The 16,593-nt window shown below is 54.4% G+C and carries 17 protein-coding genes; 7 read left to right on the top strand and 10 right to left on the bottom strand.

Annotated features, from left to right (window positions below):
* Positions 1-90: 90 nt before the first annotated feature.
* From KP814_RS19615 to KP814_RS19570, 10 genes are all read right to left on the bottom strand, one after another.
* Positions 91-1,893 (bottom strand): papain-like cysteine protease family protein, encoded by a 1,803-nt coding sequence (locus KP814_RS19615; RefSeq protein ID WP_216738360.1) that lies wholly within the window; start codon positions 1,891-1,893, stop codon positions 91-93.
* Positions 1,874-3,172 (bottom strand): hypothetical protein, encoded by a 1,299-nt coding sequence (locus KP814_RS19610; protein WP_216738359.1) that lies wholly within the window; start codon positions 3,170-3,172, stop codon positions 1,874-1,876. The genes KP814_RS19615 and KP814_RS19610 overlap by 20 nt, the downstream gene beginning before the upstream one ends.
* Before the next feature lie 101 nt (positions 3,173-3,273).
* Positions 3,274-4,035 (bottom strand): hypothetical protein, encoded by a 762-nt coding sequence (locus tag KP814_RS19605; protein ID WP_216738358.1) that lies wholly within the window; start codon positions 4,033-4,035, stop codon positions 3,274-3,276.
* A complete protein-coding gene (locus KP814_RS19600; protein WP_216738357.1) occupies positions 4,022-4,396 on the bottom strand; it encodes a hypothetical protein in 375 nt (124 codons plus the stop codon). Before KP814_RS19600 ends, KP814_RS19605 begins: the two co-directional genes overlap by 14 nt.
* 18 nt (positions 4,397-4,414) lie before the next feature.
* Complete coding sequence (locus KP814_RS19595) at positions 4,415-4,600, bottom strand: hypothetical protein (RefSeq protein WP_216738356.1); 186 nt, start codon at positions 4,598-4,600, stop codon at positions 4,415-4,417.
* A complete protein-coding gene (locus tag KP814_RS19590; protein ID WP_216738355.1) occupies positions 4,597-6,714 on the bottom strand; it encodes a hypothetical protein in 2,118 nt (705 codons plus the stop codon). The genes KP814_RS19595 and KP814_RS19590 overlap by 4 nt, the downstream gene beginning before the upstream one ends.
* Before the next feature lie 3 nt (positions 6,715-6,717).
* Complete coding sequence (locus KP814_RS19585; RefSeq protein ID WP_216738354.1) at positions 6,718-7,848, bottom strand: hypothetical protein; 1,131 nt, start codon at positions 7,846-7,848, stop codon at positions 6,718-6,720.
* 26 nt (positions 7,849-7,874) lie between these two features.
* Positions 7,875-9,077, bottom strand: coding sequence for a hypothetical protein (locus KP814_RS19580; RefSeq protein WP_216738353.1), 1,203 nt, complete (start codon positions 9,075-9,077; stop codon positions 7,875-7,877).
* A 21-nt stretch (positions 9,078-9,098) separates the two neighbouring features.
* Positions 9,099-9,683: a hypothetical protein gene (locus tag KP814_RS19575; RefSeq protein WP_216738352.1), complete on the bottom strand. Its 585-nt coding sequence runs from the start codon at positions 9,681-9,683 to the stop codon at positions 9,099-9,101.
* Positions 9,670-10,977, bottom strand: a complete 1,308-nt coding sequence (locus tag KP814_RS19570; protein WP_371824072.1) for a S8 family serine peptidase — start codon at positions 10,975-10,977, stop codon at positions 9,670-9,672. The genes KP814_RS19575 and KP814_RS19570 overlap by 14 nt, the downstream gene beginning before the upstream one ends.
* A gap of 590 nt (positions 10,978-11,567) precedes the next feature.
* On the opposite strand from KP814_RS19570, the gene KP814_RS19565 reads away from it, so the two are divergent.
* The 7 genes from KP814_RS19565 to KP814_RS19535 all read left to right on the top strand — a co-directional run bounded on the left by KP814_RS19565 (position 11,568) and on the right by KP814_RS19535 (position 16,229).
* Positions 11,568-11,897 carry a zinc ribbon domain-containing protein gene (locus KP814_RS19565; protein WP_216738350.1) on the top strand — a complete coding sequence of 110 codons (330 nt, stop codon included), beginning with the start codon at positions 11,568-11,570 and terminating at the stop codon, positions 11,895-11,897.
* Between the two features lie 24 nt (positions 11,898-11,921).
* Positions 11,922-12,332, top strand: a complete 411-nt coding sequence (locus KP814_RS19560; protein WP_216738349.1) for a hypothetical protein — start codon at positions 11,922-11,924, stop codon at positions 12,330-12,332.
* Positions 12,333-12,396: 64 nt separating this feature from the next.
* A complete protein-coding gene (locus KP814_RS19555) occupies positions 12,397-13,068 on the top strand; it encodes a hypothetical protein (protein WP_216738348.1) in 672 nt (223 codons plus the stop codon).
* Positions 13,069-13,144: 76 nt separating this feature from the next.
* Entirely contained in the window at positions 13,145-13,801 is a 657-nt protein-coding gene (locus tag KP814_RS19550; RefSeq protein WP_216738347.1) for a hypothetical protein, read from the top strand.
* Between the two features lie 110 nt (positions 13,802-13,911).
* Positions 13,912-14,757, top strand: a complete 846-nt coding sequence (locus KP814_RS19545; RefSeq protein WP_216738346.1) for a DUF4261 domain-containing protein — start codon at positions 13,912-13,914, stop codon at positions 14,755-14,757.
* A gap of 27 nt (positions 14,758-14,784) precedes the next feature.
* On the top strand, positions 14,785-15,501 hold the full coding sequence (locus KP814_RS19540; RefSeq protein ID WP_216738345.1) for an imm11 family protein: 717 nt from the start codon (positions 14,785-14,787) through the stop codon (positions 15,499-15,501).
* Positions 15,502-15,548: 47 nt separating this feature from the next.
* Positions 15,549-16,229, top strand: coding sequence for an imm11 family protein (locus tag KP814_RS19535; RefSeq protein WP_216738344.1), 681 nt, complete (start codon positions 15,549-15,551; stop codon positions 16,227-16,229).
* Positions 16,230-16,593: the final 364 nt, after the last annotated feature.

The following is a 16,593-nucleotide window of genomic DNA, read 5'->3' as shown; positions in this document are numbered from 1 at the left end:
ATGCGCTGAATGTTCGTCTCTAATCGATATTCAGCGCATTGAACTTGAGGGGTGAGGGGTGTTAGCCAACAGGTTGTTTCTAGTTACTCATCACCCATTCGGCGGCATACCAGGAACCCAGGTGCTCCAGAGTTCCCAGGTGACGATGAAGGCGTCGCTGTTGGTGGAGATGTCGAAGCGCCAGCCCATGGGTTCTGAGCCGAAGATGGCGAAGACGAATTCGACGCTGGAGGCTGGCAGGATGATGGACTGTTTGGTCTGTCCCGCCTGATCGGTAATGGTGATGGTGGTTCCCAATACGTTGGCGTTGCGGATTTTGAACCACATGCCCTGCCCGCCCTGCACGCGCAGCGAGGTATTGCTGTTCCAGGTGCCCGAGGTGAGCAGCCGATAATTGGCGGGATTGCTGGGCGCTTCCATGGCGATGGAGTGGCCCACATAGGCGGAGAAACTCTGCGCCGCCGGGTTGCGCATCCAGTCTGGCAGACTGGGCAAGTGGGCGATGTAGATGGGCGCTTTGTAGCTCATCTCCTGGCCCGCCAGGGTCGCCTGTTTCTGTTCAAACTGGCGATAGGTTTCCGTGTATTGAGAACCGCGATTGGACGGACGGAAGCTGCTCATGCCCTGCTCCCAGGGATCGTTGATATGCAGAATGGTGCCATCCGGCGTACCGTCGCCATGAATGCCGGTGATCACCCGGATATGCGGGCCGGGCTCCGCCGTGGCGATCCATAGCGGTCCGTAGTTGCGCAGTAAGTCGACGAAAGCTTCGATCATGTAGGACTGCGGCGCTTCCGGGGTGAAGCCCCACACGTTCATCACCCGCAGATCTTCGGGATGCAGGCCGTTCTGATACTGCGACCAATAGCCTACCGCTCTGGCGATTTCGGAGGGATCAATGCTCATTTGCTCGCGCCAGCCGACTATCATGGCGAAACCCGCCGCCCAGCATGAGAAACCGGTTTGTTGCGGCACCAGCTGCACGTTGTAGCGCACATCGAAAGACTGGTTCATCGCCATCGCCTGCCGGTGCGCAGCCAGCGCGTCGGTATAGTCAAAGGCGCGGCTGTGTCCAAAAGCCGCCGGCGCACTGAAGCTGCGGGACGGGGCTGGAAGACTGCGACCGTAGGACATCGCCCGCTGTTCGCTCACCGCGTCAGCCTGCCAGTGTACGACCTGAATGCGCATATAACCTGTGCGGCGCACTTCCTCTTCGTACTTGGGAATGAACACGGCGATCGATTCTTCATAGCGTCTGCCGCCCGCCGGATCGACAATTTTGAACTTGGTGTTCTCCGGCGTGCCGTCGCCGTGAATGCCGGTAATGATGCGGGCGTGTATCGCCCAGGGCTCTCCCGGGGCTTCGTCAGTAGTCACCCACACCGGTCCGTAGTTGCGCAACAGACCTTCCCAGCCCTCCAGGCTATAGCTTTGCGGCGGCTCCGCCACCAGACCGGAGGTGGAGATAAAAGTGGGTTTATCGTCGCCAGCCAGACCGCCATTGGCGCGGAATATATTCACCCAGCGCTCGCCCACCGTCGCCAGCGCCTGCTCAATGGTCAACTGTCGTTGCGAACGCCAGCTTTTCAGCATGGTGAAGACCGTCGCCCAACAGGTCATCCCGGAAGGCTGGGCCATGACCCAGAAATTTCCGGGCACGTCATAGCTGATGGCGGAAAAGCTGCGCGCGGCGTGACGTCCCCGCCCCGGCCAACGGGATACCCGGGCGCTGAGCCCCTGCCCCACAGGCGGCGTACTGGGCGCTTGCGGAGTGGGTTGTGGCTGCTGCATACGATCCAGCGCGCTACGCATTTTCTGTTGCTTGTTGGGTTTGGAGCGAGCGGGCGCGCGCGGCGCCAGTGTTTGTTCCAGATCAGCCAGTCGGTTGCTCATTGTCGTCACCTGCTGTTTCTTCAGTGCGGTTTGCCTTGTTGTCTGTTTCGGTTTCCGTGATGGGGGGCTGCGGTGGGCGCTCAGCGCCGATCTCCGCCAGTTCCGCCACCAGATCAAACTCATCCAGATTCATGGGGTCCACAAAAGGACTTTGCACAGTCGGCGGCGCCGACAGTTGCGATGGCTGCGGAGGCGTTCCCTGCAGCTCTCTCTCAAAATGATCGAAACGCTCCTTCAGGGGCACCGCCCCCAGGTCGAAGCTGTTCGCGTAACGCATGGCCAGCCCCATCTGATCAAAAACGTCATGAGTGGGATGGGCGGGCGCGGGCTCCTCGTTTGGCGGCGTCCCCGGAGCGTTTGGCGTCGGAGACGATGGGGGTTGCGTCTGCGACGTCAGCGGCGGTTCAGCAGGCGCGGAAGCGGCTGGCGCCGGTTGCCCGAGGATGGCGGCCAGATCCCGTTCAAAATCGTCTTTCGCCAACGCCAGTCCCGCATCCAGCGCCTGTTTGCTCGCCGCCGTCACCCGCTGCGGTTGCGACTCCGCCAGCCAGTTAAGGTCATCCTCTTCCTCCTGTCGGCTGACGACAGCGGGAGGCGCGGCTTGACCGCCATTGGGCGACTCTGTCCTTAAACTCGGCTGGGACGACGGCGCATAGATAGGCGTAGAGGTGGAAGGCGCTGGCGAGGCCACAGCGGGATCAGGCCGGAACAAATCATCCGGTGAAGTGGGTCCGCTCAATGCCCGACTTTGAGACAGCGCCTGCGGCTCTTCAAAAGGCTCGACCCGAAAACGTCCGGTATCCGGAGCGGAGAATTCGGGAGCGTAAGCCAGAGAATTCACCGCCGGTTGCGGATAGCTCTGCGGATGGCCTGCCTGATAGCTTGTCTGGTAGCTTGTTTGATAGCTTGTCTGGTAATCGGGCTGATAACTTTGCGAAGCGCTCCAGGACTGCGCCGCTGGCGTATTCACAGGAAGCGGAAGCGATGGCGCCTGCTCCTGATCCATTCGCAACATGGTGCGTTGCGGCGGTTTATCCGTCATCGCCGGCGCAGCGGGTCGGCGTCCCAGCACGCGATCCTCCAGCGCTCTGAGGCTACGGGTCGGCTGCGCGACGCGTTGACCGCGCACGACCTCGATTTGCTCCCGATACCCAGATGGCGGCGCTGACATGCCAGCACCCCGTCGTACGTCTTCACGTTTGAGTCGTCTGGCGTCGCTGCGTTCAGGATGGGCGTCCCGCGCCAGCGATTGCTCCAGTGACCGTAGACTTCGTCCCATAGAGGCGTCCTCTCCGATGGTTCGTATCCAGTCAATAATTGTCTGGCGGGTATTGCTACCACGCCTCCGTTGGTCTTTTTCCTCTGAACGCAACGTTATCCTCAGGACTGCAGATTCAGTTGCATCACCGCATAGGGGTCCAGGGCGATGGCCAGGGCGTTGTCGCCGTCTTTAAGCGCCTGTCGCGGCACTTTCAGCCTCAACTCGCCGGCGTCCGCATGCAGCACTTCGGCTTTCTGGTTGTTCACCATGGCGGCCGGATAACTGGCGCTTTGCTGCAAAACAAAGTTGCTGCCGCGCAGGGTCAGCTCCACCGCTTCTTCCTGCTCTTTCGCGCTCAGCGTCGACAGTTGCGGCGACAGTTTGCGCCGACGCGCCTTGTTGATCAGATTGGCGAGGTCGGAATAGTCGAGGCTTTTTTCGCCGCCGGTCTTTTCCTTCACCACGTTCTCAATATTCACATTGCGCTGATTCAATTTCTCCAGATCCCGCGTCGAGGTGACGCCCACCTTGCGCAGGCTTTCCTTCACCTCGTCATCCACATCTTCCAGCGTATCCAGCTGCACGTCGTCCTTGCTGGGCGGCTCATTGGCGTTTTCGCGAATCTGTCGATCAGTAATGGAGCCAAGTTGAAATGAGATGCGCGAGCCGCCGGTTTCCCCGGGCTTCGCCATCTGGAATTTCACCTTGCCGTCCTCCAGCACCGGGAAAATATTCAAGTCCAGCGCCACGTCTTTGACGGTGTAAGTCAGTTTGCGCGTCAACCCTTTCAGGGACAGGGTGTCTTGCGCCTTGTCCAGCTCCAGAATCAGGGAGTCCAGAAACTGCTCCAGATTCCAGGGTTTGGTTTCACGCGTCGTCATCGTCGTTTAACTCCAGAGTGACGCGAAGTCTGTGCAACACAGGTTGCACGCTGGTTTCGATCCATTGGGTCGGCGGCGCTACGCCCACAGTGAGAACACCATGCTCATCCCGTCGCGGCTGCAGCTCAATGGGCAGATCCAGCGCCAGGCGTTCGACATACAACCCCAGCAACTGATCCGGCTGGGTCGGGTCGACATCCAGCGCCAGTTGCGGCGTCAGAAAATCCTCCAGCATGTCCGCCAGACCAGGAAACCGATCTTCCTCGACCAGCCCCTGCTGATCGGGCGCCAGCCAGGACTCCAGAGTCTCCTCTGGGGCATTGGTCGCCGCATTCGGGTCCGGGGTCATTGCGTCATTCATCGCCATTAAGCTCCAGCCTTAGTGCAGACTGCTTCTTAGTGAGCGTCTGCGCTGCGGCGGCGTATTTCGCTCCACCTGCACGGGAAACAGCGTCACTTTGTCGTTGAACTCCACTTCCAGTCCCTGGAATTGATCCGCGATATCGCGCTCGGATAACGACCTGGCGCGAAGCCGGGGGCGTGTCCGGGGATTGTTGTTCTTCATGCTTGTTTCACTCCCACAAAATGCACCATGGCGGGCATGGGGAAGCGTATGCGCTCTTCCGACAGGCCGCCGATCACGCCGTTTTCGTCCACATTTTCCGCTCTCACCATCACCAGGGTCTGCATCTTGAAGACGGGAAACGCCCATAATGCGGCGGACTCGCCGGGACGTCCGCGGATTTGACCTTGATGCTGCGCCGCCTGATTGAAACGCTCAACGAAATCCGCGCCGTTAAGCGCCTCCAGCGCCGCGTCGCTCAGCGCTTCCTGATCCGGAGCCAGGCGCGTCATCAAATGATTCAGCGCATACAGGCTATATTCGTAACCGCTGCGCAAACGAATAGTAGCCCGCGGCCCTTCCTGTTCCGTGCGCACGTCGGAATCCAGTCGGGCGTTGCGATTGCGTTCCGGGTTGAGGGTCAGGAAGTATCTGCTTTGGATATCCACTCGCCGCGTATCGCTGTCAAACGGCGCCTCCCACAGACGATGCCAGTAATCCCGATAGGTTTCCCGGTCGCTCAGGGGGATGAGTTCGCCGGTTTCCTCCACCCTGTCAAAACGATAATCCCCCATCAGACTGATGCTGTGCTGCACGGAGGTTCCCCGGCTCTGTCCCTTGCTGTTGCGCCAGATCAGGGAGAGCACGACGATATAGTCTTTCTGCGGCGACAAGCGCGCCGAGACGTCCGCCTCCACGCGAGGAATGATCTCCAGCGGGCCGGAACTGACGTCGCCAATGGGCTCGGCGTCCTCGTGCACAATGCGCAGGTCGTCCGCCTGTTTGATCTGCAACATCAGCTCAGCGTCGCGAATAGACTGAGGCGTCTCCACGGACAGAGGAAACTGCAGTGGCGCGCCTTGCTGATACAGGGACACTTCCCGCCCGAACACCACTTGCGTCGGCGTATGATCCAACATCAGACGCACGCTGCTGACACGTTTATAGGCGCGTCCGCGCCGGGCGGTCATACCCAGACTCAAACCCGCCAGCAATTGATGCAGCGCAGGATCGTCCACTCCCGGATTGAGTGCGCGCAGGTGTTCCTGCAATTGCTGGTCGGCCTGGAGGCCCAGGCGGGCGAAGTCGGTGATGCCGTTGATAATCTGGCCGGTCATGCGCTGCGGCGCGTCAATGATGCTCTGCACCGTCTGCGGGCTCAGCACCTGTTGCAGCAAAGGCATCAACGCAGGCAGCGCCGCCAGTAACGCCGGAGCGACTTGAGCCTGACTGTATTGAGAGCGCGCCAGACTCAGATGACGGCGTCTGGGTCCATGCAGCGATAGCCCACTGGCTCTGGCGGTCGCCCCGCCTTGCGCTGCGGCGCCGGCCTGAATCAACTGCATGATCTGGCGCATGTTTTCGGGAGTGAGTATTTGTTGCGAGGCAGGGCCCGCCGCACGCAGAGCCTGTTCCGCCAGATTGGCGATTTGCGCTACCGCGGTCTGGGTTCCCGCGTCCGCACGCGGCGCGCCGCCGCCGGATACGCTGCGCACGACCTGTCCCGCCACTTGTCCCACTGCCGGCGCCACGCCGGCCAGTAAAGAGCCGATCGCCGGCGCCAGCATAGGCAACAGGCTGGGCAGCGCGCCCACAATCGCATCGATGAACATTGGTCGGCTCAAGCGCCTTTCCCGTAGATGAAAAGGCGCGTTATCCACTTGCCGCGCCATGGCTGTCTGTCTCTGATATGCAGGGGATACGGCTGTCATGATGCTGTCCTTTTTACTTGCCTGTGTCGCCCCTAACGCTAGTCCCGCCGGTGGCGGCGGCTCGCCGCCCAGATCGCTGAGCAGGGAGACCGGCAAGGTCTCCACCGCAGAGATAGCGGGACCGGCGCCGTTGTCATCCCGGTAGCTGGTGATTTGCAGCGCGCGCTTCTCCCGCGACAGCATGGCGCGGGGGATGACGAACTCGCCGCGCCCCCTCGCCTCCGGCCGTAGCGGACCGATCAGGCTGGATCGCCCGGCCGCGCCGGTCAGACGCGGCAGTCCGTTGGCGGTCTCGCTCTCACCCTCCCCCAGGCTCCAACGCAGATAACGGTTATGACCAATGTCGAACCGCACTGCGACGCCTTCGGGTCCGGGCTGTATCGCCAGGATCAGCGCCAGCGCCACGGTTTATCTTCCCGCTACCGGCGCTGGTGGAGCGGCTGCCGGCGCAGCACCCGGTTGCGCACCCGGTTGCGCCGCCACCTGCTGCGAGGGACCAAGGCGCGCGCCACCGTCATTGCCGCCCTGATACAGCGCGGCGAAGTTATCCAGCTTGAAGTAGTCGGATTTGAAGGTGATATCCACCGAGCCCGCCACTTTCGCCGCCAGCTCCGTATTCGCCACACTCTTGGCGCTGGCCACGGAGATTTTGGTTTTGCGCGTGCTGGAGGTATGACCGCCCTTGGGCCCGCCGAAGATGGCGCCGATCAAGCCGCCGCTGGCGCTGACGCTGTTGCTGGAGGACTTGAGTTCCTGCAACGCCGCCTTGTCCGCCTTTTGCACCTGTTCGGTGGCCTTGATGTCGAACAGCACGGAGGCCTTCACGTTGCCGCGCTCCACCACAAGACGGGTGATGCCCATCAGGATGGTCTCGCGCAGCATGGCGCGCTGTTCTTTCGCCATTTGAATCTTGGCGTCCATGATGCGGGCTTTGACCTGATTATCTCCCAGGTCCACCGGATCGCCGTTTCTGTCGGTCAACACCACTTTGCGCGAGCCGTCGGCGTTTTCCTCATCGCTGAAATCCAGGCCGAATTCATCGCCATTATTCTCCGCCAGATAACCAAACGAAGCGGTGTCGTCGATGGCGTTGATGAATTTGGATACCGACTGGGTCGCCGCCTTCAACAGCTTCTGATAGGACTCCATCTGCGCCAGGGTGACTTCCAGATTGGCGTCGAACACGCCTTTCAGCAGATCTTTGACAAAACCGGGAAAATCCACCTCGTCAATAAAGCCGCCCGCCAGTTCGCCAGCCTGATCGATGCGCTCGTTTTTATGGCGATCGTCGTCGATCATGTCGCTGGCTTTTTTGGGATCGGCCATGGCCTGACTCTGCAGGCTTTGCTGACGGCCATAGGGCGCAGGATGATGCGCGCCGCCATTGGCGTTCAGCGCCAGCTGCTGATAGTTCTGCCGGTAAACGTCCAGATACAAGGCCTTCTGGTCTTCAATCCCCAACTGGTGAAATGTGGCCGACTGGGCCAAAGTCCTGCGCGTATATTCTCTTGCAATGTCTTTGATAGCCTGTTCACTCATGCGACTGGGCTCCCTGTTGGCCTGGGTTAGAAATCGTCGTCCTCGTCGGCGAACTCGAAGTCATCCTCTTCCGAAAATTCGTCAATTTCCTGATCCGACGCGGAGGTGAAATTGAGGATGTAGGACTCAGCCGCCTGCAGGAAGGCGATGAAATCCTCCTGCCGCACCGCCGCTTCATTGAAGTTGGCGATCCACTGGAAGATGCGGTTGCCGTCCACCGCCAGAGAACGATGCGCGGCGATATTGGGGGAAGCGCCGAATTCTTCCTTGGACAGCCGTTCGATCACCGTCCACAGGCTCTTACGGCGATTGCCGCCGAAGTAGGACATGATTTCGTCATCCTTCAGGATTTCGAAACATTCCTGCAGTTGCGCGTAGAACTCCCGCGCCTGCACGTGAGCCATGCCGGTACAGTATTCGGTCAGGTTGTATTGCAGCTCGCGAGTAGCCTGGTAGATACGGGAGCGGGACACAGGAGAAAACTCCCCGGCGCCATCGTCGACCTTTTCGGTCTTGTCGATGTATTCCGCCACTTCCGCCATCAGGTTGCGCCACAGCAAGGGGAAAGGCTCGTTGACCACCATGCGCGACAGCACTTCGGTGGAGCCCTTGCTCAACACCCGGCGATACACCATGCCGCGTTCGTCGAGCGAAGCGCGCTCTTCCCGCAGCTTCCAGTAACGGTATAGACGGGCGGCCGCCGGACCCTCCACCACATCGATGGAGCCTGCGGCCCAATTCAGCACCAGCGCATCCACCAGACGGAACACGCCGAGGCGCTCGCCGAATTCGAAGATGTAATCCAGCGCGCCCGCCGCGAGAATGTTCTCTTTGACGACGCCCTGTTCTTCGACGTCCTCGAAGTGATCGACGCTGAAGTCCCATTGTCCGAAGCCACGTCCGCCGCCTTTACGCCGCGCCGCGTCCAGAGGATCTTCCTCGCCGCCGGCGGTGCTCAGCGCGTAATCATAGGCGAGCGCGAAATGTTCGTCGTAGCCGCCCTTTTTGAGCTTGTCGATGTCGTCGATCTGTACGCCCCGATCCAGCAGATAGTCGATCATCGCGGCTTTAACTTCCGGCGTGAACCGGGACTTCTCGATCTCGTTGCTCTCGATGTAGATTTCGAGCAACGCCGGCAACTGCCCCTGCTCGTTCACCGAATTAATCAGTTTTAATACCGCGGCCTCCAAGGCGCCGGGGTTAAGCGAGATTTTTGTGTTGCTAGGCATGGTTGACGTCCCGTTCGCTGATTACAGGCCGGCGCGAACCTGATGCGCAATCAGGTCGCACAATACATTGTCTTCGGCAAAATTGATGCGGTGCTTGGCCCCCACCAGTTTCACCACCTCCTGGGCGAATCGGTCGAGGGGGCCGTCTTCGCGCTCCAGCTCGAACAACACCGAATCGGTGAATCCCATTTCGTCCTTCACTTCCTCATCCGCGCCGTTGCAACTCAGCAACTTGTTCAACAGCGCCGGATACACCGCCGCCAACACCACGCGTTTGCTTTCGCTGATGCGCAGGCTGTTGATGCGTTTGATCACCCGGTCCAGCTCCGTCGCCCAGCCCTTGCGGGTGATAAGCTTGCGCAGCGTGTTCTCATTGGTGGAATAGACTTCTTTCACCTTGCTGAGCGCCGCTTCCGCCAGCGGGTCGATCTTGCCGGCGCGGACGTTCACCTTGAGCAGGTTGCTCTCCGCGTCCGGCCGCTGCTTCTCCAGCAATTTGCTCCACTCGTTCTTCAAGTCGCCGAAGTCGAGAGCGGACGACGCCGTGACGGTGGTTCCCGCCGCAGTGCGGGCGGAGGACTCTTTCTTCTCTTCAGTGGTAGCCATATCGTTCTCTCCTTTGGCCAAGCTTGAACTCGAGATAACGCATCGCATCCGCCAGATTCAGTCTCCCGTATCCGGCTTTGCGGTGTTTGAAGCGATTGTCGATTTTGTCGCTGGTGTGCTTGAGGATATGTTTGATCTGCCCGTCGGACAGCGTGCGTCCGGCTTTGCGGGCATAGGATTTCAGCAACGCCACAGCGCCGGTTACGAAGGGCGCGGCGTGGGAGGTGCCGGTTGAAAACGCGTATTCGTTGTCCAGATAGGCGCTGTAGACGTCAACGCCGGGAGCGATAAAGGAGACCTGGTCTCCGTAGGTGGAAAAGTCCGCAACTTGCCCTTGCGCGTCCATTGCGCCGACAGCGATGACTGTTTCAAACGCGCCGGGGTAATACATTTCCTGTAACCCGTCGTTGCCGGACGCCGCCACGATGGTGACTCCTTTCCGATAAGCGTAGTCGATAACTTCCTGGTGAGGTAGGCCGCCGCCCTCATGTCTTACGCCTAATGACATGTTGATCACATGCGCGCCTTGATCCACCGCATATTTAACGCCAGCGTTAATATTTTCGATGAGTCCGGCGCCGACCCGACGTCCCTGTTTTTCCATGGCGGCCAGCACGCGTACGGGGATCAGTTTGCAACGGGGCGCCACACCGCCCGGCATGCCCTGCCCTTTACCCACGATAATGCCCGCCACATGGGTGCCGTGGCCGACTTCGTCATCGGCGATGGCGTCTGCGTCGATATAGTCGCCGATAAACTCACTGGCCCCGTCGAGTATGTTGACGAAGTCATAACCGCCGCGGATAGCATGGCGCAGTTCGGGATGATCCAGCTCGACGCCGGTATCCAATACCGCCACCACAATGTCGCTGTCGCCCTGGCTGAACGCCTGCGCCTCTTCCAGAAAGATGGCCTCCCGCGAGGCGCGGTCAGTGCGCGCGCTCATAGCTGCGCTGCGTGGATTCAGCTCCATTTGCCCGATATCGCCGGGCGCGGCTTCCTCCACCTCCGGCAGCAGACGAATTTCCGCGATCATGTCGGGAGGAATGTCACCGTCGCGAGACAGGACCAACCGATAGACGCGGTTCAAGCCGCTGGCGATCTCGTCTTCAGACCAGTCCGGCCCGGCGGGCTGATATTCCCGTGTGGCGAAAAAGGACAGTCGATGTCGATGAAAGATACGATCAACGTCCGGCAGAAAACGCTCATGCTCCAGCCGCCGATTGCCCAGCAACTGCTGCCAATGAGGCAGATCCTCCAGCGCCGCCACCGGCCGCCGCAATTTGATACGCACGTGGTTCTTCATTGTTATAGATTCGATCCGCTGAATTCTTGCGCATACGATCACTGATTTCGGTGAGCTATGCGTGAGCAAGCTTCATTCCACTTTTCCAGACAATCAGCAACGTTCGAACGCGCCGGGAGACACACGCGTTTCACGTTAAATCCAAGCAAAGATTTGGAGCGGAAAGCGGGTCTATTCCGACCCGCAAAAACCAGACAGCTATCAGTATCCAGCCCCAACTTTCGCCAGATTCGCCAAGCCAGAATCAGCATTGGAGTAACGCTGACCCGCACTGGGTGATTTTTCACCCAGACTGGGGCGCCAATGCGCCAGTCTTTGCAGGATTAGAGAACAAGAACGCCTACAGAAAGTGGGATTGGAGACTCAAAATGAGTAAGATAGCGCCCTATCAGCGAACCGGCTCCTCGCCGGGAACACAATCGCCCAGCAACAGGACCATCCGGATACCCCCATGGACGAACATCCCATCAACAAAAACGGCGCCTTATTCAACACCTTCCCTGACGCCGCGGACCTGTTCGCCTCCCCGACCCAATAATCGTTAGCAAAACAGTAGTAACAGGCAGTTGGAATTCCCCATGAACCTCTATGACCTTTTTCAAAACTTCAAAATCTCCCGAGCCCATGGCGAAGCACGCAATGCCAAAACCAGGGCGGAAGGCATCGCCGTAGACGTGCGCCTGTTAGAGAAAAAAGTGGAAAAACTATCCCACCTTTGTCAGGCCATGTGGGAAATCATGGAAGAAGACGGCTGCTCCAGCGCCAGACTAAAAGCCAAACTGGCGGAAGTTGAAAAGAAATCCCAAACCTCAGGCGGGAAAACCTCCCTGGTTTGCGACGAATGCGGACGAAAAGTCAGCGCTCGGGCGATAAGTTGTTTTAACTGTGGGGCGAAGCTGAATGGCTAATCACGCACCCACTGGGCTTTTACTATGAATTACATACTCCATCGCCTCAAACCTGAGGACTGCATAAAAATTCAACGTGATCTCAACGAAGATTTGCCAGAACACCTTTCTCATTTGGCCACTTCAGCAGGACCAACACCTGGAATAAGCTTTGAATATGCAACGCCCTACGGAGCCGTCTGTCATCTCAATCCTTGGGTAACAGATACATCGAGAAATCACTATGCCGTAGAGATTGTTTATGTGTTGGGCGTGGGTAGAGTTTTCTTATATTTAGATGGAGAAAAATACCTCCTCGAAACCGAATATCAGACCCGCACCCTTAAACCGCTGGCAATCGAAGACAACGAGAAAAAGAATTGGGTTAAGTCTGAAGCAATTAAAGCCTTAGACGTGCTTAATCGTGGGAGGTATTATTTTCAGGACGATAGGTAGCGATTATTTTCATCTAAAGAGGCCATCAAACAGTCAAACTTAACTTTCACTATAAAAGCCAAGCATGCTAGAGAAGAAGTTATACAAAAACAGCAGTTTCTTCACCGCATTTCCAAGTGCTGATGAAGTATTCGTATCAGAAATTGAGAAAGAGTTTCTCCTCCCTTTAGGGGTTTATCACCTAGAAGTAGACGAAAGAAAGCACGATGTTCTTTTGGCAATACCTATCGGCAATGAAGAAGGAATGTTAGGAAAGAGTAATATTGGTGAATTTTGCGGAGAAACTTGGTTAACATATTCTAATCAAAATGGTAAATGGGCTCTCGACTGCAGCGTGCGAGACCTTGAATCCTTTAGCGCGATGCGCGGTTCCGCACATTACTCTTATGCATCAACTAGAGAGAAATTTTTAAAAGCGGGAAAAATAGAGATAACACCTGAGCATGGTAGCGATCCCATCCAATTTGAGCTATTTCGTTATGGCGGTCTAGCAACTAACTATGGAAACTGGTTTTCATCAGATTTCTCTAACAGCGTCCCTTTTATGCTTAAACATATTTCAGGAAAAGAAAGTGAGCCTGAAAAGGCTGTAACAATATTAGATAGTGACGGAGATGAATACTTGTATTTAGGTGCTGTAGCAGCAAGTCATTATTCGGGTGAACTTTTGGCATTTTTACGCTTCTTTTTCAATCCAGGAAAGCAACGAGTAATGGTTGTACATGAATTTAGCTGAAGCCAAAACGCTGACGATAAATCGAAAAACGCTTATAACAGAGAAACTACTTCGCATTCAGTATAAGGAGTGATATATGGGTGAAAGGGGAATTTATGAGAACAGCGACTTCTTTACGGCCTTCCCGGATGCTGACGCGGTCTTCGCTTCGGAGATTGAAAAAGACTTGCTCCTCCCTGTAGGAATTTATCACTTAGAAGAAAGCGACGGAGAATATGACATCCTTTTGGCGATCCCTATCGGTGATGATGAAGGGTTAATAGGCGTCGATAATTTTGGAGAAACATGCGGTGAAACTTGGCTCACCTATACCCAAAGAGATGGCAGATGGTCATTAGACTGTTCGCCAAGCGACCTGCTTCCCTTTGATCTCGTTTTAAGTGAAGCCAAAATAAAATTTAACCAAAGAAGAGACGAGTTTTTAGAAAGCGGCCATATCTGTCACAAAAACGGGGCGCCTGGGCATAAGATGCTTTTCAATAAAGGTGATGAAACAACCAACTATTGCAACTGGTATAATAAATTGAAGAAGCATGTTAGAAATAAGCTTTCCGAAATACCAGGCAATAAAAATGGAAATGAAAAGCTAGTTTCTCTATATAGTGGTGATGGAAATGAGTACACTTATCTTGGATTCGTTGAAGCGGGAGTGTATGCAGGCCTTCTTGCTCAAGTCCATTTCTTTTTCTGCACCCGATTAAAGAGAGTGCTAGTCGTTCATGATTTCACATAAGAAGATCATCCTTCTTAATAGATAAAAGACTGACACTAGCATTTATACATACTGAAGGCAATCCAGCTGTTTATCTCACAGCATATAACAACGTTTTCATTGAGGAAACCGTGAACAAAAAAGAGTCGCACCAGAAAGCCACTTTCCCGCCTATCATGCAAATAATATTACTTGAGCGCCCAATAGACTTACCAATTACGGAACTTGAGCAATTATTAAGAGATAAAATAGACAACTCAAACATAACAGTCCATGGCGCAGAAAATGCTAGTGATGGGCTCATTATAATGTGGAATGAGCGTCCATATACTGTCTTATCCATTGACCAACCAGTTCCTTCAAACACTTTCGATACGGCATTGCATACAAGCTATAACTTGGTAAATGGAGAGCAGTTAGTTAGTAACCATAAAGCTCATCTGATCATATCGCCAGGACTGTCGGCTGATGACCAATTACAGGCAATCTTTTCAGCTTTGTGTGTAATGACGATAACTGACTTACTAGCTCAATGCGCGACTCCATTAGCATTCTACTGGCCCTGTTCTGATATGTTGGAAGACAGAGAACAATACGCAATGACGATTAGCAGTGCAGGCAAAGCAATGGCGGATTTCAATGATCACGGCCCCATCGCCTTGTACGGGCTACCAATTCCCTACTTGACTGGTATTCGATTTTTTTCTCTGGAAGAGAAAAACAAAGTTGGAGCAGTTACGCAAGGACTTGAGGCTTTATCAGGATTTGAAATCCAAATCGACCCATTTGAATGCAAACCCTCCGAGGTCGCCAAGCACTTATACTGCATGGTCGGTTATGTCCTGGCTAACGGACCTATCTTCGTTGAAGGTAACACTATCGGCATAGAAGGATCAAAACCGTTTAGTATGCGTAGAATTCCCGCCAATGATTCGCAGCCAGATGTTTGGGCGATGAAAATGGAAACTATGAATTAATTAAAACAGACTGTATGAATTCAAATCATGTTTTATAGATTTTTGTCGAAGCTGGCGACGCAAGATCGTTTGGAAGCATTCCCTGTTCCTCGCCCCGGAAGCGACGCCAAAGAGCGCTGGGGAGTGGGATTAATACATTACGAGAGAAAATTTACCCCCACCCCAGGAGTCTTTCAGCAGCTTGGCGTAAATTTTTTTCAAGCGCCGCTTTTATCTGATCGTCCAATCATCGCCTGCTTACGTTTTCACCAAGGAAAAGAGGTGGAACCAATACCGGATTTGTGGGGTGTTGGTGGTTACCTATTTATCTCCGAGCGAGCAAAAACTGTGATCGAAAGTATAGACACAATGGAGCATGAGTACTTTCCCGTGCAATTGCTCAACCACAAGGAAGAGCCAGTTGCTCCTGAACAAGCTTATTACTGGTTTAATGAGCGACGCTTTCTAACTATTACGCCGTCTAATCGAGTAGCCACAGCTGCTGAGCTTGGTTTTTATCCTATACCAAAGGAAGAAGACTTTATGGCCAGGGTTAAGGACTCCCCTACGTTAAGGGAGCAGTTGGGACAAGTCCCTTTGTGGCGACATTGCATAGCTGATATTGATCAACGGCATTTGAAAGCACGCACAGTCCTTTACTTAAATCAAAACCTCATAGATGCATTTCATATAAAGGGTATTAATGGCATGGATCTATACAGCGAAAAGTATGGCAAGGGAGAGGAGTCTTTGTGCGCTATTTGAAACCATCAACGAGCAATAGCCAAACACAAATTTAAGGTCGAAATGTAATGATTTACAGACTTGAAATAGACTTCAATAACCTACCAGAAAGAATATATTTTTCTGCTGAAAAACCAATGCCTTTTAAAATGGATAGACGACCAGGACCCAGCGAGTATAAATATAGCTTCGAAGAATTCACCTCCAGCGAATGCCATCATTGCAAACTTTATAAAGCGCCTTTACTTTCTGAATGGCGAATAAACGTTCCTATTGAAACAAACGCAACAGAAAAAGACATACCAGACATATTAGTGCTAATTGATCACATATATGTATCAGATAAAGTTAAATTATTAATCGAAAAAAATGATCCTTTTGGCCATCAATTTTGGCCTATTGAAATTTTAGGAGAAAATGGAAAAAATGTTACAGATACGCCTTTTTATCATATGAATATGCGCCGATACTTGACGATTACTAATCACCATAAATCACTAATGGATGTGGATTTTTCCCCTTCCCTGCAAGAGAAGGAATTTATCCCTTCTATTCAACATAACGCCTCCATCCGTAAGTTCATAGAGCTACTTCCTCTCTGGAAGCACATAGACCAAGCCTATGCAGTAGGCTCTGCTCTATACATTAACGGAACTATGTTTAATACTTTAAAATCAAACGGTGTAACTGGGATTAATGAATTTACTGAGCCCTATGGGAAACAGGGAGAGATGGTAGCGCATATCTAATGTGCTTGGTAGTGGTAGTGGAAAAAAATTTACGACATAATTTAGAGAACCTCAGCATAACACATAGTTACCTGGGTTTCCATGTTCGGCTCACACCAGTCCGCCTGCCCTTTTGGCTAGAGAACAATTTTTAAAGCATACAGTCAAAGAATATTATAAAAGCATTCATAAAACCTAATTTGGGAAATACATGGGCTACATATTAGAAGACCTAAGGAACCTCTGAATAACCCATAGTTATCCCAATATCCCTCTCCATTGTGCATTTGGCCCAACCATATACTGCTTTTTCCAACAACTTTCGCCCCTTTCAGGGCGGAAGTGGGCCTATCGCCCTATATCCGCAGCTCTTTCCACACCGTAA

The organism is Hahella sp. HN01, from assembly GCF_018986435.1.
Classification (GTDB): Bacteria; Pseudomonadota; Gammaproteobacteria; order Pseudomonadales; family Oleiphilaceae; genus Hahella.
Note: the sequence above shows the minus strand (reverse complement) of the source record. Positions and strands in the feature narration are given on the sequence as shown.